General features: G+C 54.5%; 19 protein-coding genes. 7 read left to right on the forward strand and 12 right to left on the reverse strand.

Annotated features, from left to right (window positions below; translation table 11 throughout):
• Nucleotides 1-265 precede the first annotated feature (265 nt).
• The gene (locus AC3RCL_RS30165) at nt 266-2,554 is read right to left on the reverse strand and encodes an ATP-dependent DNA helicase (protein WP_492533646.1); all 2,289 of its coding nucleotides are present in this window, start codon (nt 2,552-2,554) and stop codon (nt 266-268) included.
• Here AC3RCL_RS30165 and AC3RCL_RS30170 point away from each other — a divergent pair.
• Complete coding sequence (locus AC3RCL_RS30170) at nt 2,553-2,693, forward strand: hypothetical protein (RefSeq protein ID WP_192570350.1); 141 nt, start codon at nt 2,553-2,555, stop codon at nt 2,691-2,693. The genes AC3RCL_RS30165 and AC3RCL_RS30170 overlap by 2 nt on opposite strands.
• Nucleotides 2,694-2,710: 17 nt before the next feature.
• Here the strand turns inward: AC3RCL_RS30170 and pdaA are convergent, their stop codons facing one another.
• From pdaA to cidR, 4 genes are all read right to left on the reverse strand, one after another.
• Nucleotides 2,711-3,505, reverse strand: coding sequence for a delta-lactam-biosynthetic de-N-acetylase (gene pdaA, locus AC3RCL_RS30175; protein ID WP_096775799.1), 795 nt, complete (start codon nt 3,503-3,505; stop codon nt 2,711-2,713).
• A gap of 146 nt (nt 3,506-3,651) precedes the next feature.
• Complete coding sequence (locus tag AC3RCL_RS30180; RefSeq protein ID WP_452518918.1) at nt 3,652-4,695, reverse strand: oxidoreductase; 1,044 nt, start codon at nt 4,693-4,695, stop codon at nt 3,652-3,654.
• A 196-nt stretch (nt 4,696-4,891) separates the two neighbouring features.
• Nucleotides 4,892-6,514, reverse strand: coding sequence for a catalase (locus AC3RCL_RS30185; RefSeq protein ID WP_492533649.1), 1,623 nt, complete (start codon nt 6,512-6,514; stop codon nt 4,892-4,894).
• Nucleotides 6,515-6,622: 108 nt separating this feature from the next.
• Nucleotides 6,623-7,513 carry a cidABC operon transcriptional activator CidR gene (gene cidR, locus AC3RCL_RS30190; protein WP_096775796.1) on the reverse strand — a complete coding sequence of 297 codons (891 nt, stop codon included), beginning with the start codon at nt 7,511-7,513 and terminating at the stop codon, nt 6,623-6,625.
• 126 nt (nt 7,514-7,639) lie between these two features.
• On the opposite strand from cidR, the gene AC3RCL_RS30195 reads away from it, so the two are divergent.
• The 6 genes from AC3RCL_RS30195 (at nt 7,640) to AC3RCL_RS30220 (ending at nt 15,514) form a co-directional block, all read left to right on the forward strand.
• A complete protein-coding gene (locus AC3RCL_RS30195) occupies nt 7,640-8,011 on the forward strand; it encodes a CidA/LrgA family protein (RefSeq protein WP_492533652.1) in 372 nt (123 codons plus the stop codon).
• The gene (locus AC3RCL_RS30200) at nt 8,008-8,697 is read left to right on the forward strand and encodes a CidB/LrgB family autolysis modulator (protein ID WP_009590333.1); all 690 of its coding nucleotides are present in this window, start codon (nt 8,008-8,010) and stop codon (nt 8,695-8,697) included. Before AC3RCL_RS30195 ends, AC3RCL_RS30200 begins: the two co-directional genes overlap by 4 nt.
• A gap of 268 nt (nt 8,698-8,965) precedes the next feature.
• Nucleotides 8,966-10,825, forward strand: a complete 1,860-nt coding sequence (locus tag AC3RCL_RS30205; protein WP_036659287.1) for an LTA synthase family protein — start codon at nt 8,966-8,968, stop codon at nt 10,823-10,825.
• Between the two features lie 684 nt (nt 10,826-11,509).
• Nucleotides 11,510-12,862: a hemolysin family protein gene (locus tag AC3RCL_RS30210; RefSeq protein ID WP_015737831.1), complete on the forward strand. Its 1,353-nt coding sequence runs from the start codon at nt 11,510-11,512 to the stop codon at nt 12,860-12,862.
• Between the two features lie 151 nt (nt 12,863-13,013).
• Nucleotides 13,014-14,603 carry a PTS sugar transporter gene (locus tag AC3RCL_RS30215; protein ID WP_036659289.1) on the forward strand — a complete coding sequence of 530 codons (1,590 nt, stop codon included), beginning with the start codon at nt 13,014-13,016 and terminating at the stop codon, nt 14,601-14,603.
• A 353-nt stretch (nt 14,604-14,956) separates the two neighbouring features.
• Nucleotides 14,957-15,514 carry a hypothetical protein gene (locus tag AC3RCL_RS30220; protein WP_015737834.1) on the forward strand — a complete coding sequence of 186 codons (558 nt, stop codon included), beginning with the start codon at nt 14,957-14,959 and terminating at the stop codon, nt 15,512-15,514.
• Nucleotides 15,515-15,627: 113 nt separating this feature from the next.
• Here the strand turns inward: AC3RCL_RS30220 and AC3RCL_RS30225 are convergent, their stop codons facing one another.
• The 7 genes from AC3RCL_RS30225 to AC3RCL_RS30255 all read right to left on the reverse strand — a co-directional run bounded on the left by AC3RCL_RS30225 (nt 15,628) and on the right by AC3RCL_RS30255 (nt 25,920).
• A complete protein-coding gene (locus tag AC3RCL_RS30225; RefSeq protein ID WP_036659290.1) occupies nt 15,628-16,668 on the reverse strand; it encodes a hypothetical protein in 1,041 nt (346 codons plus the stop codon).
• A gap of 267 nt (nt 16,669-16,935) precedes the next feature.
• Nucleotides 16,936-18,324 (reverse strand): class II fumarate hydratase, encoded by a 1,389-nt coding sequence (fumC, locus tag AC3RCL_RS30230; protein ID WP_015737836.1) that lies wholly within the window; start codon nt 18,322-18,324, stop codon nt 16,936-16,938.
• A gap of 308 nt (nt 18,325-18,632) precedes the next feature.
• The gene (locus AC3RCL_RS30235) at nt 18,633-19,658 is read right to left on the reverse strand and encodes a DUF2332 domain-containing protein (protein WP_036659291.1); all 1,026 of its coding nucleotides are present in this window, start codon (nt 19,656-19,658) and stop codon (nt 18,633-18,635) included.
• A 182-nt stretch (nt 19,659-19,840) separates the two neighbouring features.
• Nucleotides 19,841-21,637, reverse strand: a complete 1,797-nt coding sequence (gene cydC / locus AC3RCL_RS30240) for a thiol reductant ABC exporter subunit CydC (protein ID WP_492533656.1) — start codon at nt 21,635-21,637, stop codon at nt 19,841-19,843.
• Nucleotides 21,634-23,514 carry a thiol reductant ABC exporter subunit CydD gene (gene cydD / locus AC3RCL_RS30245; RefSeq protein WP_492533658.1) on the reverse strand — a complete coding sequence of 627 codons (1,881 nt, stop codon included), beginning with the start codon at nt 23,512-23,514 and terminating at the stop codon, nt 21,634-21,636. The genes cydC and cydD overlap by 4 nt, the downstream gene beginning before the upstream one ends.
• The gene (gene cydB, locus AC3RCL_RS30250; protein ID WP_009590373.1) at nt 23,514-24,530 is read right to left on the reverse strand and encodes a cytochrome d ubiquinol oxidase subunit II; all 1,017 of its coding nucleotides are present in this window, start codon (nt 24,528-24,530) and stop codon (nt 23,514-23,516) included. The genes cydD and cydB overlap by 1 nt, the downstream gene beginning before the upstream one ends.
• A complete protein-coding gene (locus AC3RCL_RS30255; RefSeq protein ID WP_145039391.1) occupies nt 24,517-25,920 on the reverse strand; it encodes a cytochrome ubiquinol oxidase subunit I in 1,404 nt (467 codons plus the stop codon). The genes cydB and AC3RCL_RS30255 overlap by 14 nt, the downstream gene beginning before the upstream one ends.
• Nucleotides 25,921-26,136: the final 216 nt, after the last annotated feature.

The following is a 26,136-nucleotide window of genomic DNA, read 5'->3' on the forward strand; positions in this document are numbered from 1 at the left end:
TCATACCGGAGCCTTGCATAGACACAAAAAACCCGCAGGATACCAAGCACGGTCTCCTGCGGGTTCTTAGGTACGGAGATGAAGACATGTTAAACCCAATGCCTTACACCCCGGGTACCATTAGAATTTCCCGTCCAAAGAGACCAACGTCAATGCGACCCATCCACTATGCATCATAACCATTTGACATCAGCCTCCTTCAGCTTAATTAATATATCCGTATTATAGGGTTCGTATTTCCAGGTGTCAACATCCCATGAAAAAATTAGATGCGCCTGTAATGCCTCCACTCCTCGGGCAGCAGCATCCCGTACTGTCGATTCAGAAAGCGGTCATCGACGAGCGTCAGCGTCCCGCTGTCCTGCTCCGATCGGATTAAGCGCCCTCCGGCCTGCAGCACTTTGTTCATGCCGGGGTACACGTAGGCGTAATCGTATCCCCTCTTGCCGGTACGATCAAAATAATCCTTGATGATATCATTCTCGAAGGAAAGCTGCGGCAATCCTACGCCGATGACCACCACGCTCGAAAGCCGTTCTCCCTTCAAATCGATGCCTTCGGAGAAAATACCGCCCATCACGGCAAAGCCGATCAGCGGATCTTCCGCATCCGCCTGGAATGCATTCAGGAACGCCTCCCGCTCCTCCTCGCTCATTCCATGCCCCTGGAGCAAGGTACGGGCTTCCGGATTCATTCTGGCAAACGCCTCATGAATATCCTGCATGTAGGGATAGGACGGCAGGAAGATCAAGGTATTCACCGGTTTTTCCTGAACCAGGGCACTCAGCATCCGAACGATGGCCTCGCTATTGCGCTCCCGATCCTTGAAGCGCGTCGATAACGGCAAAATCCGAACATCCAATTGCTCGGAAGAGAAGGGCGAGGGGATCGAGAGGCTGTAATCCTCTTTCTCGGCTCCGAGCATGTCGCGGTAATATCCGAGCGGCATGAGCGTTGCCGAGAAGAATACGCTGGAGCGGTAGTTTTTACCCGCCTGCTGGAGCAAATAAGAGGGGTCCAGGCAAAACAGCTTGAGAAACACCTCGCTCCCGCTCATCTCCGCATACGTGACAAAGCGGTCGTCATACAGCTTGGAGATGCGCAGATACCCCTGCACGGCAAAATAACATTCCAAAAGCGCATCGGCCTCATCCCCGCTCTTGCCGGTCATCAGTTCGGCCTCTGCCTGGAGCGAGAAATCCTCCAGCAGCTCGACCATCATCTCCGGCTGCTGGGACCCGACGATCCGCTCTTCCTCCTCGCTGACCTTGCGCAGCACCTTAAAGCGGTTATTCACCCGCTTCGCCGTGTTGTAAAGCCCGGGATTGCTCTCTTTGTACGCCCTTTGCAGCTCCAGGAACGCGGACTTATTCAGCTCGGCCGAGAACATCCCCCGCGCCCGGTCGACCAGGTTGTGCGCCTCGTCAATGAGCAGCACGCTGCGCTTCTTCACGTCCTCCGGCATCCGCTTGAAGGAGACGCGCGGGTCGAACACGTAGTTGTAATCGCAGATGACGGCATCGGCGGCGTACGCGGCATCCAGAGAGAATTCAAACGGGCACACCGTATGCTTGCGGGCATACTCTTCAACGACGGGCCTCGTGATCAACGTTTCATTCGAGAGCAAATCCAGTATGGCGTCATTAATCCGGTCATAGTAGCCCTCCGAGAACGCGCAGCCCATCTGGCTGCAGCCTTCCGCTTCGCTGAAACAGATCTTGTCCTTCGCCGTCAGCGTGACCGTATGCATGCAGAGCCCTTGACGCTCCATGCGCGCCATGGCTTCCTCCGCGGTGGTTCGGGTAATCGTCTTGGCCGTCAGGTAAAAAATCCGGGATAACAGGCCCTCGCCGATCGCTTTGACCGAAGGAAACAGCGTGGATATGGTTTTGCCGATGCCCGTAGGGGCTTTGGCAAACAATCTTCGTCCTTCCCCGATGCTTTTATACACGGCTCCGGCCAGCTTCCGCTGTCCCTCGCGGTAGGCGGGAAACGGAAACTTCAGTTCGCGGATGCTCCGGTCCCTCCGCTCGCCATGCTCCCGCAGCAGGTTGGCGTAAGGCGCGTAGGCCGCCACAACCTCGAGCACAAAGGATTCCAGCTGAGCGAAGCTCCATTCCTGCACGAACTGCTTCCGCTCTCCGCTCGGGACCTGGAAGTAGGTCAGTCTCACGGCCATCGTCGGAATCTCATGCAACCTCGCGTACATATAGGCATACATTTTGGCCTGAGCCCAATGAACCGGGTACGTGTGCTCCGTAATCTCGCCCAAATCGCCGGAGGTCGACTTGATCTCGTCGATCATGATCCGCTCGTCCTCTTGAATCAGGCCGTCGCAGCGACCTTCCACCACAAACAGCAGATCCTCGTAAGGAATCTCCGCTTCAAGCTGAACTTCCTTCTGATCGTTCTCGCCATAGTCGCGCTGTACCTGTTGATGTGCACGGGTCCCCTCGGTCAGGGACGTCGCCGTGCGAAAACCGGAGGTAATGCTGCCGCTGCGAAAGACATATTCCACCAGCGGCCTGACGGATATTTGGATAGTATGAGGCATGATGGTCTCCTTCGTTCATGTTCTATATGAAGGGTATTATACCAAACATTCGTTCCGGAAAGCGAAGCATCCGCGGGCATTCGATAACAAAAAAAGCGTGCAGACGGCCTCCTGGCAGGATGGCGTCTGCACGCTGTAAGCATATGCGGCATATGCTTACGGGGATTTCTTTTGCATCTGATCGAGGCTCTTGAATTCGTAGCCCCGGTTCCTTGCTTCGTCAATGATCCGTCCCAGCGCCTCCGTGTTGTCCTTGGAGATGGAGTGCAGCAGAATGACCGCCCCGGGGTGGAGCTGCGCGGTCACTTTATCGTAAGCATACTGCGCGCCGCGCTGGGACTTCACGTCCCAATCCATATACGCGAGCGACCAGAAGACATTGGTGTACCCCAGCTGCTTGCTGGTCGCCAGGGACCGCTCATCGAAGATGCCGCGGGGCGTGCGCAAATATTTCATGTCCGGCTGGCCGGTGATGCGCATTACCTCCTTCTTCACCCGTTCCAGCTCCTCGGTCAGCTTCTCTGCCGAGATCGTGGTCACGTCCGGGTGATTCCAGGAATGGTTGCCGATAATATGGCCTTCCGCCGTCATCCGTTTCAGCAGATCTTCCTGTGTCTTTACATAATGTCCGGTCACGAAAAAGGTGGCAGGCACCTTCTTCTCTTTAAGCGTATCCAGAATACGGGAGGTATACCCGTTCTCATACCCGTTATCAAACGTAAGATAAAGCTCCTTTTGCTCGGCATCGCCCATGAAGACCGCATCGTATTTTTGCAGAAGCTCCTTGAAGCCCTCCTCATTGATCGAGGGCAGCTGGCCGTTGACGCTTTTCTTAAATCCAAAGTGAAACGGACCGCTTCCGCCTGCCAAAGCAGCTCCGGAGATGGACAGCGTCACCGCCAGGCTCACAAGAAGCATAAGGGCCGGCCGAAGGATACCACGTTTCTTCATATCCGTTCTCTCTCCTTCATTGTTGTGATATGGATCGACTCCCCTGATGAAAGACGTCCCAAGGGTGGCATCACCTAATATCCCACAAATCGGAGCAAACTATGTGTCAATCCAGGACAGTCCTGTTTTCGGATGCGGCCGCATGTTTACGTGATCTTGATCAACCGGCCCTTCTGATGGCTCTGCAGGGCATATTCGATCATCCGAATGACATTGCGGGCTTCTTCAGGCTGAACAGGCAGCGAACCGCCTTTAAGGATTGCTTCGGCCAATCCCTGGTAAAAAGCTTGATAGCGTCCCGGCAGCGTCTCAATCTCCCCTTGCACCGCCAGCCCGCTCAGCTCGGTAGCCAGCTCCCCGTATTGGTCCGGCTGGTCTTCGCCCCAGCCCGCATCCCCGGGATGCATGCCCTGCTTCAGCTGGCCTTCCTGCGGATCCGTTCCATATTTCAGGAAGCTTCCCTTATCGCCATGCAGCTCGAATTTCGGCCCTGCCTGCCGTACCAGCGAACCGGAATGCAGAATGACGCGAAACGTCTTATAACCCAGCACCAAATGAAAATAATCGTGGGCTTTGGACCCTTTGCGCTCCGTTCTCAAGTCCGCCCAGAGCGTCTCCGGCAGGCCGAACAGGAACAGCGCCTGATCGATCAAATGCGAACCTAAGTCATACAAGATCCCGGATCCGGCCATCGCTTGCTCCCTCCACCGCTCCGACTGAACTTCCGGACGGTAGCGGCTGAACTGCGACTGATAGATGGAAAGCTTGCCTAAGGCTCCCGTCTCCAGCAGATTGCGGACGGTCAGAAAATCATTGTCCCAGCGGCGGTTGTGGTACACCGTCAGCAGCACGCCCTTCTGCTTGGCCAGATCAATCAGCTCGTCCGCTTCGGCGGATGTTACGGTAAACGGCTTCTCGACGACCACATGCTTTCCGGCCTCGATGGCTAACCGGGTATATTCATAATGCGTTGCATTCGGACTCGTAATGATGACAACATCGATATCCGTAATGGACAAGAGCTCATCCACGCTGTCGACAACGGCCGTATCGGGCATATCCTGGTGGACCTTGTCCGGATCCGATGATACAACCGTGTGCACCCTGTAATCCGGCACGCTTCTAAGGATAGGTGCATGAAACACCGACCCGGACAGGCCGTAGCCGATGATTCCCGCTTGTATTGCCATAACGCAAGCCTCCTCTTCCCATGGTTCTATGATGATTCGATATGTATCGCTTGGTTTCCTTGCAACATCTTAACATTCCGCAAATATTTTACAACCTTATAAGGGAAAGCCGCCTGCACGTCATTCTTGTGCAGGCGGCTTCGCCATTCCGTGCTGTACGCGTTTGCGGGACGGCGTCTCTAAGGCCGGCAAAGCATCAATAAGGGTCTGCCTCGTGGCCCATACGGTTTGCATCCTCTACGGCCTGCTCCCGGACGGTCTCGTTCGAGCCCTTCCTTGCCTGCTCGAGTCCTTCCCGCACGCGGCGCCCATAGTCCTCGTCCGCATTCGTGAAATATTCCACCATCTTGTCTTGAATCCGGATATCGCATTGGATCAGCGCACCCACGAGGTTGTTGATCAGGTCGTTTCGCTCCCAATCCTCAAACGCTCTGTACGTATCCCCGGCCTGCTTGAAATCCAGCGTGCGATCCAGCTTCTGCCGCACGAGGTTGGCATCGTAATGCGGCTGATGCGGCTTCGCCGTCTGCGATGCTTCCACCAGCCCATCCGTCATGGACGGCTCGTAATCCACATGCGGGCTTTGACCAGGCGCTTTATCCACGAAAAAGGACATTTGCCCGCCCCGCTGATTGGTAGCGACCCGTTTCTTCGGCGCATTGATCGGCAGCTGCAGGTAGTTCGTGCCCACGCGGTGCCGCTGGGTATCCGAGTAGGAGAAGGTACGCCCCTGCAGCAGCTTGTCGTCCGAGAAATCAAGCCCGTCAACCAGCACGCCCGTGCCGAAGGCCGCCTGCTCCACTTCGTTGTAGTAGTTCTCCGGATTTTTGTTCAGCACCATTTTGCCTACCTTCAGGAACGGGAACTGATCCTCGGGCCACAGCTTCGTCGGATCCAGCGGATCGAATTCCAGCTCGGGATGCTCGTCGTCGCTCATAATCTGCACGCACAGCTCCCACTCCGGGAAATCCCCGCGTTCAATGGCTTCGTACAGGTCCTGCGTCGCATGGCTGTCATTCATGCCCTGAATCTTGTTCGCCTCTTCCTGCGTAAGATTCTTAATCCCCTGCTTCAGCGGCTCCCAATGATATTTGACGAGCACGCCGGTGCCTTCTGCATTGACCCATTTATATGTATTCACGCCGGAGCCCTGCATTTGGCGATAGTTGGCCGGGATGCCCCAAGGGGAATACACAAACGTGATCATATGCGTCGCTTCCGGGGAACGGGAGACAAAATCGAACATGCCTACGGGACCCGGAACGTTGGATACCGGATCCGGCTTGAACGCATGGACCATATCCGGGAATTTGAGCGGATCGCGGATAAAGAATATTTTCAGGTTGTTGCCGACCAGGTCCCAGTTGCCTTCCTCGGTGTAGAATTTCACGGCGAACCCGCGCGGATCCCGAAGCGTTTCAGGCGAGCCGGAACCGTGGATTACGGTTGAGAATCTGACAAATACCGGCGTGCGCTTGCCTTCGACCTGGAACAGCTTGGCCCGGGTATACTTCGAAACCGGCTCGTCGCCTACTTTTCCGTACGCTTCAAAATATCCGTGCGCTCCCGCACCTCTGGCATGCACGACGCGCTCCGGAATGCGTTCGCGGTCAAAATGCGTGATTTTCTCCAAAAAATGATAGTTCTCCAGGGCCATCGGCCCCCGATTCCCGACCGTTCGCACATTCTGATTATCCGAAATAGGATGTCCCTGCCGGTTGGTCAGCGTATCCTCCCGCTCCGTCTCGCCCCGATTCTCGGCGTATCCTGCCCGTTCTTGGTTTACTCCATGTTTAGCATCATGATCTTGGCCACTCACGAATGTCACTCCTCCTTGGTTATAAATCTTGTAAATGGGTTCTCTTTACTATGGATATTATGTCCAAGGCGTGAAAATGTATGAAATGCCCTTCAATTTATAACAAACTTACTCATGCTCGCCCAGCAGGGAACGCGTAAAGCTGATCCATTCCCTGACGGCAAAGGACAGGTAGCGGTCTTTTCTCCAGATCATCCCGAGCTGCCACGGGATCGACGGATTGTCCAGCGGCAGTATCGTCACGCGCGAAGAATCGATCTCTTTGCATATCGTTTCGGGAAGCAGCGCGATCCCCAAATTGGCGGCAACCATGCCGCTGATGAGATCCCACTGCGAGCTTTCGTAGACCACCCGCGGCTCGAAGCCGGCGCTGACGCACTCGCGGATAATCCGGTCATGGAGCGTAAAGTCCTCGCGGAACAATACAAACGCCTCGTCAGCAAGCTCACTCAGGTGTACATGCTCCCTTCCGGCCAACCGATGGGACGGATGCAGAAGCAGATTCAGCTTCTCTTTCACGAAGGAATAGTAATGGAATACGTCTTCATTGACAGGCAGCACGGCGACGCCGATGTCCGTCTGGCCGCTCTCCACGTCCGCCTCCACCTTCTTGGCGCCGTCCTCGATCAGCTGAATCGTAATCTTCGGATATTCCCGGTGGAACTGCCCGATGACTTCGGGAAAAAAGCTTGAGCCCACCATGGGCGGAAGCCCGATGCGCAGATGGCCGCGCTTCAGGTTCATGAGATCTTCCAGCTCGGCCGATACCCGCTGGAAGGATTCCACCATCTGCTGGGCCTGCTGGTACATGATGTGGCCGGCGTCGGTCAGCTCAATCCGTTTGCCCTGACGATAGAACAAGGTGACGCCCCACTCGTCCTCCATGTTGCGAATCGTTTTGCTGATCGTCGGCTGCGTAATATACAGCTTCTCTGCGGCCTTGGTGAAGCTCTGGTTCCTCGCTACCTCAAGAAAATACTCCAGGTGCCGTATGTCCATTCCCGATGCTCCCTTCATTTTGGCTATGTATAGATAAATGGAATACTTATCATTCGATATATGCATTTTACCTATGAAAATTATCGTTGTAAAATTTCAATACCAATGAAAATAAGGAGGCCGGTCATGGTCAACATGTTGAAAGGAACGCTTCAAGTGGCCGGATTCATGCTTCTTTCCTTAGGGATGGATCAACTGGCCGCCTGGCTGAATATAGGAATTCCGGGCAGCATTCTCGGAATCGTGGTTGTGTTTATCCTTCTCGAAACCAAGATCCTCCGTCTGGAGTGGATCGAGCTTGGCGCCAATTGGCTTCTCGCCGAACTGCTGCTGTTCTTTATCCCCGCCGCGGTCGGGGTCATGAAATATTTCCCGATGCTGGAAACCGAAGGGCTCCAGATTCTGGCCGTCGTTTTGTTCAGCACCGTCATCGTGATGGTAAGCTCTGGGCTGACGGCCGGCTTCATCTCATCCAGAAAGGGGCGTAAAACGCCATGAACATCCTGCTGACCGTCATCCTCGGCCTGCTGTTAACGATCGGGATTTACGGGGGAGCCAAAAGGCTGTATCGCCGCCTGCCGAAGGTTTATTTATCGCCGCTCCTGATCACGCCGGTGCTGATTGTTGTGATATTGACACAAACGGGCGTATCCTATGAATCATACAATGAAGGTGCGCAGTGGATCAGCAAGCTGCTCGGACCAGCCACGATCGCCTTTGCCGTGCCGCTGTACAAGAACTTCCAAACCCTGAAGAAACACGCGGCCGAGATTATGCTCAGCGTGCTGACGGGATCGGTGCTGGCCATGTTATCTTCCGCGTTTCTCGCAAAATGGATGCACCTGAACAGTTCTCTGGCTACCAGCCTGGTGCCGCGCTCCATTACGACGCCTATCGCCATGAACGTATCGGAGGTGATCGGGGGCGTGCCGAACATGACCGCCGTCTTCGTCATTATGACCGGGATTCTCGGGTCCATGATCGGACCCGCCGTCATGCGGATCTTCCGGATCCGGGGCGATATCGCGAGAGGGGTTCTGTTTGGGACCAGCGCCCACGGAACCGGCACCTCCAAAGCATTCGAATTCAGTTCCCTCTCGGGAACCATATCCAGCATTTCGATGATCGTCGCCGCGCTCTTCACCCTCGGAACCGCACCGCTGATCATGTCCTTTCTTTATTAATATTTGCTAAAACTCTGACAAAACCGGCGATGGCCGGTTTTTTCGTCGTCTTTTTGTGTTGTTATAGGAAATTTCGGGACTTACTTTAACTCTTTGACAACCTCCTCCGAAGAGGTCATAATAAATTCTGTTCATTAGTTTTGTTAAATAAATGGTATACGGAACGTAAATCTACAGTAAGAATAACGTCTATGTATTCTTAAAAAACGAATAGCCGCCGAAGTTTTGCGAACAGGTCTGTGGCGGCCCTGAAAGGAAGGCGATACAGGTGTTCTCCACCTCGCGGTTTCGGTTAACGATTACGAAGCCATTTATATTTTTCTCTGTTATTATGCTGCTCAAAAGCTACCTGGCCTGGACGGTCATTTTTGATGATGTCATGCCATGGAAACCGCTGATTACGGAAATTCCCTTTATCTGGCTTGTGTTCAGCTTGATCGAATGGGTTGCTTCCAAGCGAAAGCTGACGGCTTATATGAGCGTTAATCTGCTGCTGACCGCCATCTTCTTTGCAGCCATTATGTATTATAAATATTACGGTGTCATCGTTACCTATCACGCGTTAGAGCAGGTGAACCAGGTAACGGCGGTGAGCAACAGCGTATTCTCCTTGATGGACCCTTACTATCTGCTGATCTTTACGGATATCATCGTGATGTTTGTTCTGTTGTGGCGCAGCGACCGCGTTAAAAATTGGAAGACTCGGCATGCGAAAAAAGAAAAACGCAAAATTATCCCGATTGTTTTTGTTGTCTCTTTAATGCTGTGCCTGTTCCAGATCATGCCGAACCGCGCAAGCATGAACGAAATCGTGAAGGCGCAGGAAATGGGGATTCTGAACTACGAGGCCTACACGATTTTCCAACAGGAGAATAAAGAGCTCGTGGATGCCAAAACCATTACCCAGGATAAAGTCAACGCATTGAAAGGCCTGGAAGCGTCCGATAAGGAGGCCCTGCTCACAGGTGTCGCCAAAGGCAAGAATCTGATCATCATCCAGATGGAGTCCTTCCAGAAGTTCTTGGTCGACCTCAAGATTGACGGCAAGGAAATTACGCCTAACATCAACAAGCTGGCCCGCGAGAGCAATTACTTTCCGAACTTCTACCAGAATGTCGGTCAAGGCAATACCTCGGATGCCGAGTTTGTTGTGAATACTTCCTTCTACATTCCGCCGCGGGGTGCGGCTACGCAGCATTATGCGGACAGGGTTCTGCCAAGCCTGCCGAGACTGCTGCAAGGGGAAGGATATGATACGGCGACCTTCCACACCAACGTCGTGGAGTTCTGGAACCGCGGGGAGCTGTACAAGGCGCTCGGTTTCAACCGTTATTACGATAAAGCGTTCTTCGGTGAAGACGATAAGCTGTTCTTCGGCGCTTCGGATGACGCTCTGTACTCCAAAACGGCCGCCGAGCTGAAGAAAATGAACGATGCCGGTAAACCTTTCTATACCCAGGTCATTTCCATGTCGGCTCACCATCCGTTCACGATTCCTGAGGATAAATATCGGATGACCCTGCCGGAGCGGTATGAAGGCACCTTTGTCGGCGACTACATCCGTTCCCAGAATTATGCCGATGACGCACTCGGCAAATTCATCGAGCAGCTGAAGAAAGACGGCGTATGGGATAACAGCTTGATCGTTCTCTACGGCGATCATCTTGGACTGCCGATTTACTCCCTGGACCACAAGGATAAAGAGCTGATGCACGAAATTTACGGCCGCGAATATACCTCCGGAGATATGATCAACATTCCGCTTATCATCCATGGCGAGGGAATTCAGCCCGAAGTGAAGGAGCAGGTCGGCGGACAAATCGACCTCTTGCCGACGGTGGCCAACCTGCTGGGCGTATCGATGGACCATCAGCTACATTTTGGCCAGGATCTGCTCAATCACACCGATAATAATTTGCTGCCGGAGCGGTATTACCTGCCTTCGGGCACGTTCATCAACAATACGACCCTGTACATTCCGGGCATCGGCTTTGAGGACGGAACCAAGCATCCGCTTCCGAATTCGGACGTGAAGAAGACCCAGGCTACCAAGGAAGAATTCGAACGCGCGCTGAAGCTGCTTCATCTGTCCGACAGCTATATCAGACAACAGCCATACCATAAATAGTCCGTTGCAGCATGGGACAACTCTCCGGAAATCTTGGAGGGTTGTCTTTTTTTGTATGCCTGGCGATCATCCGAAACCCTTGATATATAAGGATTTATATAGCCGATTGCGACTGTTATTTGACATAGTGGCTTACTTTTTCTTATGATTAATAGCAATATACCTTGTTTTGAAGACCGCGTTCGTGGTGAAATTACGTACAACTACTCAAATCACTTCATATTCATACGCTGACAATTAAGCCATATATTTTTTAGAGCAAATCGATTACGAATTGTAGGAGTGACGATCCGACTTGGACCCCATACGAAGGATAAACAGAATTATATGTTCCACACTTGGCTTACTGCTGATTGCTTCCGTTTGTAATGTTCCCCTGGTGGACATCACCGATTCCGCTGCGGCGACGCAGGGAATGGAAGCCTCTGAAGGCACTCTGCCAGCGCCGACGCCGGTACCTAAAAGTCCGGAACCCGTTCGGTTGATGCTGGAGTCACAACGCCATGTGTCTCTGCTTTCCTTGCATAACGTTACATGCAACACGGATACCGATATGTTTCTCCTCCTCAAGCACATGAAGCTAGAACCTTTAAAATTCCGGTCGAATTACGTTGACAGCCATGCATAGTAATTGATGGTTATTAAAAAACTAATTCGGATCAGATAAAAAAGGATGTGTTTTGTTTGGACGACAATATAGGCTTAAATTTATTCTTAGTCGCTGTGCTTATCGCAGCTACCGCTTTTTTCGTTATGACGGAATTTGCTATCATAAGACTTCGTCCCAGCCGGGTAGACCAATTGGTGATGGAAGGGCGCAAAGGTGCTCTCGCCGTCAAAAAGGTAACATCGAATCTCGACGGATATCTGTCCGCGTGTCAGCTCGGGATTACCATCACGGCGCTCGGTCTCGGCTGGCTCGGGGAACCGACCATCGAGAAGATTCTGCACCCGGTGTTTGACAGCCTTTCGATTCCTGCGGCGATCGCTTCGCTGATCTCTTTCTTGCTTGCATTTATTATCATGACTTACATTCACGTCGTAATCGGCGAACTTGCACCGAAAACGATCGCTATCAATAAGGCTGAAGCCGTGTCGTTCCTGTGTGCGACGCCGATTATCTGGTTTAACCGCATTATGTATCCATTCATCTGGCTCTTGAACGGATCTGCCAACAAGATTGTCCGTCTGTTCGGCATGCACCCTGCCAGTGAACATGAGGAGGCTCACTCCGAAGAAGAACTCCGCATGATTCTGAGCGACAGTTATGAGAGCGGAAAGATTAACCAAGCCGAATACGGTTATGTAAGCCGAATTTTTGCTTTTGATGATATGCTTGCCAAAGAGATTATGGTACCCCGTACCGATATGATCTGTCTGTATGTTGACAAGCCGCTTGCCGCCAACCTGCAGATTATCAAGCGCGAGCAGTACACCCGGTTCCCGGTTGTTCGCGGAGACAAGGATCAGATCGTCGGCATGGTGAACACCAAACAGTTCTTCCTGGAGTTCGATGACAATTCCAATATCGACTTGACCAAGCTGATTCATCCGGCCATGACGGTATCCGAAGCGATTCCGATCAAGAAGCTGCTTCGAAAAATGCAGCAGGAAGGCACACATATGGCCATCCTGATCGACGAATACGGCGGTACGTCCGGGATGATCACCATCGAGGATATTTTGGAGGAGATCGTCGGCGAGATCCGCGACGAATTCGACGAAGATGAAGAGCGCGAGCTGACCCAGCCTGAGCCGAACCGCATCATCGCAGACGGCAAGGTATCCATTAACCGGATCAACGACCTGCTTCATACGGACCTGAGCACCGATGACCTGGATACGATCGGCGGCTGGCTGTACGGTCATAACTCCGAACTCGCCAAAGGCGATACGTGGAGGTACAATGACCTGACGTTCACCGTCATCGAGAAGAAGACCCACCGTTACACGAAGCTGCAAATCGTCAAAGAAACGCCTGAAGAAGCGGCGGAAGAAGCCTCTGCCGTTGCAGCGGCCAGCGAAAGCAACGAATAGATAACAGGATGACCAAGCCGCCATGCAGCCCTTACCGGGTATGCATGGCGGCTTTTGGTTTGGCGGGATCGCATTTTAACACTTTAATAAGTTATAACTCTGCTGTAATATAGAAATTATCTAATTTCTAACGTATTGGGGGCAGCAAGTCATGAATCGTCAAATCGCCATCATCGGAAGCAGCGGCGGCAATCTGTACAATCTCGGCGGCAAAGACCCGCGCAAGCTGCTGGATGAGATCTTGATGCAGATGGAGAGTGCAGGCCTGTCTTGCGGGGCCCTGCAGTTTATCGCTGCCCAGGTCTCCATGGACGCAGCCAAGGATACGACGCCTGCGGCTCTTTACAGCTGGAGCTCTTCCCAAGGAGAGCCCATCATTGTCGCTGAAGGCACCCTTCAGCAGGTCAATCAGGCGGCCGAGCGGCTGGACCGGGAGATTGCCGAGCAGATTGAACTCGGCGAAATTGACGGCATCATCGTCATGAGCGCCGATCCGGAGGGCAGCAACCGGCATGCCATTGAGGCCGCTGCCAAATTCCGCCTCCCGGTGACGGGTACGGGTGGTACCTCCATGGCCATCATCCAAACCAAAGGCGCACATGTCATTGCCGCTTCCGGCACAACCGGAACAACCAACAGAACCCGCGCGGTCACCTTTGTCACTTCCCTCAGCAAGCATTGGCGGCTTACGTACCGGCCGGTCATCGGGAATGCGTCCGCAAATATCCATGCGGTGTCCGGCAGCTCGTCTCCATGGCGAAGAATCAATATTCGGGGCATCATGATGGCGTCTCTCCCCGGTTTCATCGGCATGGCCCTGATCCTGGCGGTCAGCAAAATCCCGGGGTTATCTTCGTTGACCGAAGTGTTTGACCTGCTGATCAAGGCGCTGCCGGTCATCGTTGCCGTCATTGCAGCCAAACAGGTCTCCGAGTTGGACGAGGTGTCCATCGTGGCGGGCATCGTGGCAGGCGTTCTGTCCGTCGAAGGAGGCATTATCGGCGGCATCATCGGCGGGATCGGCGCAGGCATTATCGTCCATTACATATTCCGTCAATGCGTGGAGTGGCGTTTCCCCGCTACGACGGTCAACATTGTTGCCGGCGGCGTGTCGGGACTGATTGCCGGTTTGTTGGTCTACTTCCTGATTGCGCCGATTGCGCTGAGCGCAGGGCAAGGCATCCGCTTCCTGATCGAGACGCTTGTCTCCTGGAGTCCCGCCATGGCCGGATTGATTGCCGGCCTGCTGATCTGGCCCGCCATCATCGGCGGCGTCTATCATGCGGCCATCCTGCCGATTGTGCTGCTGGAGATGGAAACAACCAGCAACAGCTTCCTCGGCGCGGTCGATATGGTCGGCTTGGTGATGGTATCCGCAGGCATCACGCTAGCCAATATTATCGCTCCGCGGGATAAGGGAGAAGCCGCCGTCGCAGCCCCCGGATTCGCCATCAACATGGGGTTTGGCACCTTCGTTGAAGCCGCCTATCCGTTCATGTTTTCGAACAAGCTTGTATTTGCCGGAGCGATTGCCTCGGCTGGACTTGGCGGCATGCTCGTCGGTTTGTTCGGGGTCCGGGGGACGGCCTATGTGCCCTCCTTCATCGGGCCCATTACATCGAATAACACGATGGGCTTCCTGATCTCGATGGCAGCCAGCCTGCTCTGTTCGTTCCTGATCACCTTCTTCGTTAACAAGTTGTCGGGTTACCGGGATGCCAGGAATACCGTGAGCATGTAATGCGAAGCCGGTTCAACCCTATGCATTGGTGCTTCTCCATGACATAAGAAGCCAGCCCCACAATAAAAGGACGGATCAAGCGCATCAGCTTGATCCGTCCTTTTATCATGCATGCTATCTGCCTCCCCCATCGGCTTCCCCATAATGGCGTCAATACCGGATCATTGCGGTGCTGGATTCCTTGCTGACAGCTGCAGGCCAGCCTGAATCAAGGTTCCTAAAGAGCTTACATTCGCAGGCTTGTCCTTATTTTCTTACGAAAACGGGCTAACCAATGGATCGGAAAAAGAGTCTATATAGTAGATAGGCTCCCCATTCGGCTTCCTAACACCCATTCGATATGCAAGGAGGTTATGACGATCGAGAAATTCAGAAGGATATCGCTCTTCGCGCTGACCAGCGTCCTGTTAGCCGCTTCCCTCATCTGGCAGGGCGAGCAAGCAGCCGCTAACGAAGCGGAAGGCTATTACGTAAACGTCGGCGGCACCCATATAAAGGACGTCCATGTTCGCAAAGGCAAGGCGTACGTTCCGCTCAAATCCTTAGCCGATGCAATGGGATACGAAATCTCGTATACGCTGCAGGAGGAGCTGGACAACTTTCATCAATATGACCTGAAAGCGGCAAGCGGTCCCCCAGTATCGGTATGGGGAAACGACAGCTGGGGATATACGATCGTACGGCGGGCTACGCAAGAGATGAGCGTGAACGATATCGACATTTATAAACCGGCGAGGCTGTGTGCCGAAGAATCGGACCACTGCAAGCTGGACAAGAGCAAGTACGACGGTCCCCTGTTCATAAAGAACACCCTCTACGTCCCTGTCCGCGACATGGCCAAGGCCTTGAACTTAAAGCTGACCATGACGAAGACGCCGAAAGGACGCAGCATCCAGCTGTCCCTGCATTAACGAAGGCTCCCTTCACATGTTGGATCATGATTCATCAACAAGAAGCCAGGCGGAGTTATCCACTCCGCCTGGCTTCTGAATCTAGAATCGATTTTATACTCCTGCAAAATTCCTCATTCCAGCCCCCTGATCTCGATGTCTTCCGCGGACGTAATGTCCGAAATGTCGAACACCCTGAAGCTGTAAGTACTGGTTTTCCCCTTCATATAATCGATATCCTGCTCCACCTTCTTTACGCTCTCCGCCGTCTTCAAATCCGCAGCATAATAATCGATGGCAAGATCCGTCTCCCCCGGCACCGTCACCGAAGGCAGCCGCCGAATCAGCTCCAGCACCCGTTCCTTCTCCTGCGCCAGACTATCCGCCGTCAAATCCGCGAATACGATCAATCTGATGTTCTGACTGACATCACCCTCGGCGCTATTCGCCAGTTGGCTATAATCACGCTCTAGTGTTTCGGCACCGGCGTTCACATACGCCTCCCCAAACGCCTGGCCCGGATAAAGCTCATCCAGCAGAGGTTTCAGCCGGTCCCTCAGCTGCTGTCCCCAGAGCCGGTTCAGGTAGGTATCATTCGATATGACGGGAGGGCTGGCTTCATTACTGCTCAGCGTAAATTCAAGCTCTGGCGCCTGCTCCGGATGAGCCGTAAGATGATACGAGCCTATGGCCCAGGTATAATCCACGTCCGTGACCTTAAAGGGTTCGTTGTACTTCTGTTCCAGATAGGACTCCGCCGCTTCCTGAACCTCGCGTTTCTCTGCAGCCGTCTTCATGAACGGGGCGGATCCCCAGGTGTACCCGGCGTAAATCGACCCTGCGAACAAGGCCAGTCCGATGATCGTCCGCACGACGATTTTCCAAGGGGAGGCGAGCTGACGCCGCCGCTTCTCGTCGAACATCGGTTTCCTTGGCGATCGGTAGCTGAAGTAGATGACCGGTATGATCAAACCTATAATATGAATCCCAATTGCTAGCGGACCGATAATCAAGCCCAAGTATCCCAGTGTCATGAAAAAAATAAACAAAGCCGCTCCCTGCAGCGCCATGAGCAGCATTCCGCCTATGATCATGCCCGGCGTCCCGATATAAAACATCCCGAGCCCGGTGCATATCAGAGAGAGCAGCGTAGCCATCCATTGATGTTTCTTCAAGTTATCATCCATCCTTCTTACGTTTGTTTGTGAAGTATTGTCAGATGCTGTCACCATATTATAACCGCTGCGAAGCCGGAGATAAACGATTGAAGCACTTTCGCGGCAGACGAGCGGCGTTCCGTGATGTTTTTCTTGCGATGATCGAATGCGTTCGGCTCGGTGGGTAACAATCTCTAATCAACAAAAGCCCACTTCACCGTGGTGAAATGGGCCCTTGGTTCAACGGGAAACCTGCCTAGAAATAAAGCTCAAAAGAAAACTCCCCTATTCCTTCGGATGTATCATTTCTTCCGGACGGACGATCCGGTCAAAATCCTCTCCGCTAAGCAGACCGCTTGCCAGCGCCGCTTCGCGAAGCGTTGTCCCTTCTTTATGCGCACGTTTCGCGATGGCGGCGGCATTCTCGTATCCGATATGCGGATTCAGCGCCGTCACCAGCATTAGCGACCGCTCCATGTTCGCGCGGATCACGTCAAGATTGGCTTCGATGCCGATGGCGCAATTCTGGTCGAACGAATCCATGGCATCCGCCAGCAGACGCACGGACTGCAAGAAATTATAAATGATGACCGGCTTGAAGACGTTCAGCTCAAAATTGCCCTGGCTTGCCGCAAAACCGATCGTGGCATCGTTGCCCATCACTTGGCAGACCACCATCGTCAGCGCTTCGCTCTGGGTTGGATTTACTTTCCCCGGCATGATGGAGCTTCCCGGTTCGTTGGCAGGGATCGTGAGCTCACCGATGCCGGAACGGGGACCGCTTGCCAGCCAGCGAACATCGTTGGCGATCTTCATCAGATCGGCAGCCAGCGCCTTCAGCGCCCCATGGGCAAATACGATCTCGTCATGGCTGGTCAGCGAATGGAACTTGTTGCTGGCGGACGTGTAGCTTTTTCCGATCTGCAGGCTGATTTCGGCCGCCGTCATTTCTCCGAATTTCGGATGCGCGTTAATGCCGGTACCCACGGCGGTGCCGCCAATAGCCAGCTCGCGCAGCGGTTCTACGGCCGAAGCCAGCATCAATTCGCACTTCTCCAGCATCCGGTGCCAGCCGCTGATTTCCTGTCCGAGCGTCAGCGGCGTTGCATCCTGAAGGTGCGTACGGCCGATTTTGATCAGGTCCTTATATTCATCGCTTTTCTTCTCGAACGTTTTCTTCAAACGGCGGAGCGCAGGCATCACCTGATCTTCCATGGCCACGACCGCAGCCATGTGCATCGCCGTCGGAAACGTATCGTTGGAGCTTTGGGATTTGTTGACGTCATCGTTGGGATGAACGCGCAGCGTGCTGTCTTTTCGCTCGAGCAGCTGATTGGCCCGATTCGCAATGACTTCGTTCACGTTCATGTTGGACTGCGTGCCGCTGCCGGTCTGCCAAACCACCAGCGGAAAATGCTCATCCCACTTGCCGTCCACGATCTCATCGGCCGCGGTTGTGATCGCATCCACCTTATCTGCATCCAGCTTGCCGAGCTTGCCGTTGACGATGGCCGCGCTCTTCTTCAATATCGCGAACGCCCGAATGATCTCCTTCGGCATCGTTTCGGTTCCTATCCGGAAATTCTCGGAACTGCGCTGTGTCTGCGCTGCCCATAACTTATCCGCAGGCACTTTAATCTCACCCAGGGTATCCTTCTCAATACGATAATCCATCCCAACTTCCTCCTTTGGTCTCCTTGAATGCTGCCATGCCCTGAACGAGAGCCCTTCCACCATGGAAGAGCCCGATCCTCGGGTTCAATCGCATAGCATAAAGCGCTTTATATTCCATCTCTCCTATTATGACACAGACTTGCCCAATAAAAAAATATACGCGATGAAGGCTGCGGCTGTTGTTCTCTAAGTCTCAGCCCGGCTGCCTTCCGGGCTCGCGGTCGTTTACGGGCATATGACTTGTAACGAACGGCCATCACCGTTCCGTTCGCCGTCCTTATTCAGGCTAAGTCAATCATCTCCCTGCCTTATAACAGCCACTCGAACCAGCGCGCATGCCCATCCGTGCGTGCCGTCGTAAACTTGCTCGGCACGCCCCCGAGGATATAATCGGCATGCAGATCCTCATCCTGCATATTGTTGTAGACGTGCACAATATCGCGCTTGCTTCCAATCTCGCTCAGATGCCGCAGCAATATTTGCTTGGACGCCTCCGGAATCTGGTTGGCCACATGCGTATGAAACACGCAGATCACGGCCTCTTCCGGAATCTCCTTCACGATGTCAGGCAGCAGCACCGTCCCATCCCCCTCCCGGAAACGTACGTCTGACTGCTGCTTCAACGCCTCCGCCGCATGCTCCAGCATGGACACCCGATCGTGATTGCCCGGCCAAATCAAAGCTCGCAGCCATAAGAAATGTTCCGGGTTCCGTACGTCATTCACATGCAGATCGATCCCCATCCGGTAAACAACCGGCGGACTGGAGGCCGGCAGGAACGGTTTGCGGTCTCCCCTGATCTCCGATGTAATGCGCACCTTCGATTCCGTAAGGCCGTAACTCGCCGTGTCTCCATAGGAATAACTGTATTGATCCCACAGCAGCTGCAATCCGGCACTCGTTCCAAGCTCCACCAGGGCAAGCGGCTTCCGGACCTTGTCATAAATGGAGCAGAACACCGGATACAGGTACGCGCAGCGACGGACTTCGTTCGTCTGTACCCGTTTGCGCTTCAGGATTCCGATAATGGCTGCTTCATGCTCCAGCACGAATGCCCGGAAATGGGGATAACAGGAGGCCATCTCCTTCGGGTGCTCCGCAAGGCCGGGGTAATACGCCCTCAGCTCCGGACCCTCGCCCTGAAGCAGCAAGTATTGAACCGCTCCGAACAGCATATTGGGCACGGGCTGGCCGGACGGAACCAACGCAGCGACCTGCAGCACCTCTTCATCATCGGCAATATGCCGGGCCAAATACTCATAGAACACGCTGGAACCCGGACATTCCCGCTCAGCAAAATGACGAAATACGTTCACCAACCGTTTCGAATCCACCCTATACCACACCCCTAACGTTGTAATGAACCCTTGATCCTGCTTAAGACTAATGTTACATCTTTCCAGAAGCCGCGTGGATTCCGATCTTTTATCGGACTTATAAGAAAAAAGAACGCAACAAAAAGAAGAACCAACCTCCTGAAAGGCCGGTTCTTCTGCTGGTAAATCGCCTCAGCTGTCTATACCGCCGGACGATCCAAACGGTACAAGTTCCGATACCGCGGATATCGCTCCATCAGCTCATCATGGGTGCCCCGCATAACGATTCGACCGTCTTCCATGAAGAGGATCTCATCCATGCGCTCCACGCCGACCAGATGATGCGTCACCCAAATCAAGGTGCGGTCCTGCAGGCTGGCGAATATGGTGGACAGCAGTTCCCGCTCGGTCTTGGGATCCAGCCCGACCGTGGGCTCATCCAGAATGACAACAGGCGTCCTCTGCAGCAGGATTCGGGCCAAAGCCACGCGCTGGCGCTCTCCTCCGGAGAAACGCTGCCCGGCTTCCTGCATGCGGGTGCCAAGTCCTTCCGGAAGGGAGGCTACCAGCGGTTCAATCCGTGCCATGGCGGCGGCGTCCCGGATTTCAGCCTCCGTGGCGTCCGGGGATCCAAGCCTAATATTGTTCGCAAGCGTTGTGTCGAACAAGTGCGGACTCTGGTTCAATACCGAAATGACGGAAGAGATCTCATCGCCGAAACGCGCAGACTCCACGCCGCCTAGGGTAAGGCTTCCTCCCGATGGCGCCAGTACGCCCTGGATCAGCTGCAGCAGGGTAGATTTGCCGGCACCGGAGCGTCCGATGACGGCTACCTTGGCGCCGGGAGCAATATCCAGCGACACATCGGTTAATGCAGACGCCTCCCTGTCCACGCCGGATGGTTCCAGCCCCGATGGGCCGTCTGCCCCCTGATCATAGCGGAAGCTGACGCCGTCCGCCTTCACATGAACGCCGCGGCTTATGATGGATTCCACCTCTGCCTTATCCAGCATCTGCGGCAGGTCCTGCCGCCCTTCGGAGGCATCCGCGCTTTCAATCGCCCGGAGCCTTGCGACCGATTGGCCGTACTGCGGAATCCGCTCAACGGCTTCGGACACCGGCAGAAATGCATCCATTAACGGGAACACAACCAGCACGAAAGCCGCGATCAGCGTAACGTCGATGGCACCGTCCGCATACTGCCGTCCCGACCAATACACCACCGAGACCACCGTCACGGCAACCACGCCTTGACCGATAAAGGCGCGCAAGCGCGACCAGCGCTTAAGCGAGCGGTCGGTCCGGTCCACCTCGGCTTCATCCGCCTCATAACGGGTCAGGAATTCCGCCTGCCGGCCGCTGACGTACCATTCATGAATGCCCAGCACCGCGTCGGTCAGCTTCCGGTAGAGGTGGCTGCGGGCCTGTTTCACTTCCCGATTCTTCCGTTTGGTGAGCAGCAGCGAGATCAGCGGCAGCACCAGAATCAGCACCGCTATATACAGTGCGAGCAGAAGGGCGAATGCCGGATCAAACTGGCCGACGGCCAAAATGACCCCGGCATATAACACAAGCGCAACAATCGATGGAAAAACCGTCCGGATGTAAACGTCCTGCAAATACTCGATGTCATCGGACAGCACGCCCAGCAGATCCCCGGTGCGATACCGGGAGGATAAACGGAGGGCTTGCGGTTCCAGAATGCGGTACAGCCGAAGCCTCATGCGGGACAGGATGCGAAGAATCGTATCATGCCCCACCAGGCGCTCCACGTAATGGATCACCGCCCGTCCGATGCCGAAGGTGCGAACCCCTACGGTCGGCACGTACACCATCAGGATGTTTTCCGGACGCAGGGCGGATTTGGAGATCAAATAACCGGATGTGAACATGAGCATCCCGGCAAACAAAATGGTGAGCACGCCCAGCGTGACAATGAGCAAAAAGCGCCAGAAATTTGCCGTTACATAGGGTCGAAACCACGATTCCTGCTTCATTGTACTCCCTCCATCTGCGATGTCATCAGTCCGTAATAGACGCCCTGTCGTGCCATAAGCTCCTCGTGGGTTCCCGTTTCCGCAACGCGCCCCTGGTGCATAACGATGATATAATCCATATCCTGCATCCAGTGAAGCCTGTGCGTCGCCAGAAATACCCATTTGTCTTGAAAAAGGGACAGCATCGTCTCCTTCAGCTCATACTCCGTCTCAATATCCAGATGCGCCGTCGGCTCATCCAGCAGCAGAACCTGCCGGCCGCCAAGCAGCGCCCTGGCCAAAGCCACGCGCTGTGCCTGGCCGCCGCTCAAAGCGCGTCCGCCGCCGCCGATCATCTCCGCAAGGCCGCCCGGCAAGCTTTCGACCAGCTCCGACAGACCGGCCGCCTTTACCACCGCTTCCACTTGAGCTCTGGACGCCTCCGGCGCATAAAAGCGCACGTTCTCCTCCAAGGTTGCCCCGAACAAATACGGCTGCTGCGGCATATAGGTGACCTCCGACCGCCACTCGCGTCGGTTCGATTCTTCCAGCATCATGCCATTCAGCGCCATCGCTCCGGATGTTGGCGCCATGAAGCCGCCTAACAGCTCGATCAGCGTGGATTTGCCGGCTCCGCTCTCCCCGACGATGCCGATCTTGCGTTGTCCCGGTATTCGGAAGGTGACCTCCTCCAATGAAGCCGGCCCTTGTTCTTCGTGTCTGACGCCGATACCGGAGAGCTCCAGCACGCTGTCCTTTTCCCATCGGAATGTTGTCTGCGGTCTGCGGCTGGGACCCGAGAAATTATTTTGAATTTTAAATGTTAGGCCCGTTGGGGTTCGTTCCATCGTTTCTGCCGCCGGGGCTTCAAGCGCTCCCGTTGGCTCGAATGGACCCGCGCCGTTAGCCAAACCCTCCGTGGTAACAGGACCCGAGCTTCCGCTCGTGTGCCCCTTCCGGGCTTCCCGGATGATGGATTGCATCGCTTCCCCTGCCTGCTTGCCGTCCAGCGTGGCGTGGAAGTCCGCCCCGACCATGCGCACCGGCAGGAAATACTCCGGTGCGAGGATCAGGATGAGCAGCGCGGGCAGCAGCTCCAGGCTGCCGTTAATGAGGCGCAGGCCCAGGTTGACCGCAACCGACGCCACGGACAGCATCGTAAAGAAATCCAGCGCAAAAGAGGACAGAAACGCCACGCGCAGCGTCCGCATGGTAGCTGCACGATACCCCTCGCTGACCTGCTGTATGCTCGCGCCGTGCTTGCGGCTCTGTCCCAGAAACTTCAGGGTGGTCAGCCCTCTCAGCGAATCCACGAAATGATTGGACAGCATCCGGTAGGAATCCAGCTGCCGCTCGGTCTGCTTTCTCGCGGCAAGTCCCACGAGAATGAGAAACACGATCAGGATCGGCATGGTCACCAGCAGAATAATGCCCGAGATCCGGTCCGTCATGAAAACGTACAGCCATACCAGCGCCGGGGTAATGCCCGCCCCCATCATGCGAGGTATGGTCAGCTCCGCATATTTGCGGAACTTGCCGATGCCCTCCAGCACAAGCGTAACCACATTGCCTGTTCCTTCCGACCGGACAAAGGATGGCCCGTTCCGAAACAGCTCCTCCAGCAGCTGCTTTCTCAGGCTCGTGCCCGTCTCCTCGGCAAAGCGCTGCGCGATTCCTTGCTGCACGACCGAGATCCCGTGGCGTGCCAGAAATGCAAGCAGGAACAAGGCAATGGTCTCCCCCTGCTCCTGCAGCGTTGATCCCGCAAACAGGGCGGATACGGCTTCCGCCAGCCATTTGGCTTGCAGGAGGATGGCCATGCTCTGTGCCAGGGTACATGCGGCGACAAGGAAGAATACCGTCTTGGCGCCTTTGTATCCCAGCAGATCTTTTCCCATCAGTACTCCAGATGCTCCTTCTCATGTACCCGTTTGTGGAAAACGAAGTAACTCCAAATTTGATAGCCCAAAACAAAAGGCAGCAGCGATACGGCCACAATCGTCATAATCTTGAGGGAATACGGTCCGGAGGCCGCATTATAAATGGTCAGGTCAAATGCAGCGTTGATGGAGCTGACCATCACGCGCGGGAACAAGCCCACGAACACGGACGTTACCAAGAGTGCGATGACCGCGCCGGTCATCCCGAAAGCCCAGCCGTCCCGCTTGACGTTCATGAAATATCCGCCCAACAGGAATGCAAGCAGGGCCAGCACCAGCAGGACGGTTAACGCCACGCCGCGCTTCTCGAAGATATCGGTCATGAAATACGTCATCACCCCGAACGCCACGAACAGGGCCGCAACAGGAATCAGAAGTCTCCGGGCCATGCGGCGCGCCCGTTCCTGGAGATCCCCCAGCGTGCGCAGCGTCGTGAACATCAAGCCATGCAGCAGGCAGAGCATCACCATCGTCAACCCGCCGACCACGGTATAGAGATTCACGACATCGAAGAATCCGGCATGCAGCTGCATCTCTTCGTTAATCGGAAGCCCCTGGATCAGGCAGGCAAACACTACGCCGAGCAGGAATGGCGGAAGCACGCTTCCGGTGAAGATCGCTCCGTCCCATACCCGTTTCCAGCGGACATCGCCCACCTTGCCGCGGAATTCAAATGCCACGCCGCGCCCGATCAAGGCCAGCAGAAGAAAGACAAGCGGAATGTAGAACCCGCTGAACAGCGTGGCATACCAGTTCGGGAAGGCCGCGAACATCGCGCCGCCCGCCGTCAGCAGCCAGACCTCGTTGGCGTCCCAGAACGGGCCGATCGAGTTGATCAGCACCCGGCGCTGGGTATCGTTTTTGGCCAGCAGCTGCGTGGACATCCCGACTCCGAAATCGAAGCCCTCCAGGAAGAAGAACCCGATAAACAACACGGCGACGAGCACAAACCACAGTTCGTTAAGAGACAGCATTGTAGTCCTCCTTATTAAACGGATCGCTTGCGTGGTGATCGTCTTCCTCCGCCGCATACGGTCCTTTCTTAATGACTTTGATGAACAGATAGGCCATCACGGCTGCCAGCACCGCATAAATGGCGGTAAACATGATGAGCGAGAACAGGATCGAGCCTGCGCTTACGTTCGGCGAAACGCTGTTCTCCGTGGTGATCAGCCCGAATACCGTCCAAGGCTGGCGGCCGATCTCCGTCATGATCCATCCCGACGTGTTGGCGATGAACGGCAGGGAAATGCCAAACAGCATCAGTCTGAGGAACCATTTGCCGGCCTTCTCAACTTTTTTGCGCAGCATCAGCCACGCTCCGTACAATCCCATGAGGATCATGACGCTGCCGGCGGCCACCATAATCCGGAAGCTCCAGAAGGTGGTGCGGACCGGCGGAATATAGTCTCCAGGGCCGTATTCCTGCTCATACTGGGCTTGCAGCTCCTTCATCCCGATGACTTCGCCGGAAAATTTGCTGTAGGACAAGAAGCTGAGCAGATACGGGATTTTGAATTCCATCGTGTTCTCCTGCTTATCCGGATCGATGGCGGCGATGACCGTCCAAGGCGCGGGATCGTCGCTCGTTTCCCACAAGCTCTCGGCGGCGGCCATCTTCATCGGCTGCGTATCCACCAGATACTGCGCCTGCTGGTGGCCGAATACCGCAACCAGAATGGAGGTGATGAGACCCACCACGATGGCGATGTGGAATGATTTTTTGAAGAAATCCAAATCCTGCTTCTTCAGCAGTTTATACGCGCTTACCCCCGCTACCAGGTAAGCCCCGGTTGCCAGTGCCCCGAAGATCGTGTGCGGAAATTCCACCAGCAGCTGACCGTTCGTGATCAGCGCGAAGAAATCGTTCATCTCCGCCCGTCCATTGTTGATCTCAAAACCGACCGGACGCTGCATGAACGAGTTCGCTGCCAGGATCCAGAAGGCGGACATCAGGGTGCCGAAGGACACCAGCCAGATGCTGAGCAGATGGACCTTCTTGGATAACCGGTCCCACCCGAATATCCATAGCCCGATAAACGTCGACTCAAGGAAAAACGCCAGCAGGGCTTCGATCGCAAGCGGTGCGCCGAACACGTCCCCGACAAAGCGCGAGTAATCCGACCAGTTCATCCCGAACTGGAATTCCTGCAGAATCCCTGTCACAACCCCGACCGCAAAGTTGATCAGGAACAGCTTTCCCCAGAACTTGGCCATTTTCTTGTAGACTTCCTGGCCCTTGACAACATACATCGTCTCCATGATGGCGATCAGAAACGCCAATCCGATGGATAACGGTACGAAAATAAAGTGAAAAATGGTTGTCGATGCGAATTGAATTCGCGCCAGCATAACCGGATCCATAAAAGATACCCCTTCCTTTAGCTCACGTGATCACTTCAAATTTGATTCTTTTTGTATTGTCGCAGACCGCGTCCTAAAGGATTGTGATAAACATCACAATATAATGGCCGAAATAGGTGAAAAAGTTATCAATTTGTGACGAAAATCACTAAGTAGGTAATGGATTATGTGAGGATTATCCATGGGAGCGTGGCTTGCGGCATCCACTCACAGGCT

This window comes from Paenibacillus sp. MT86 (assembly GCF_058792535.1).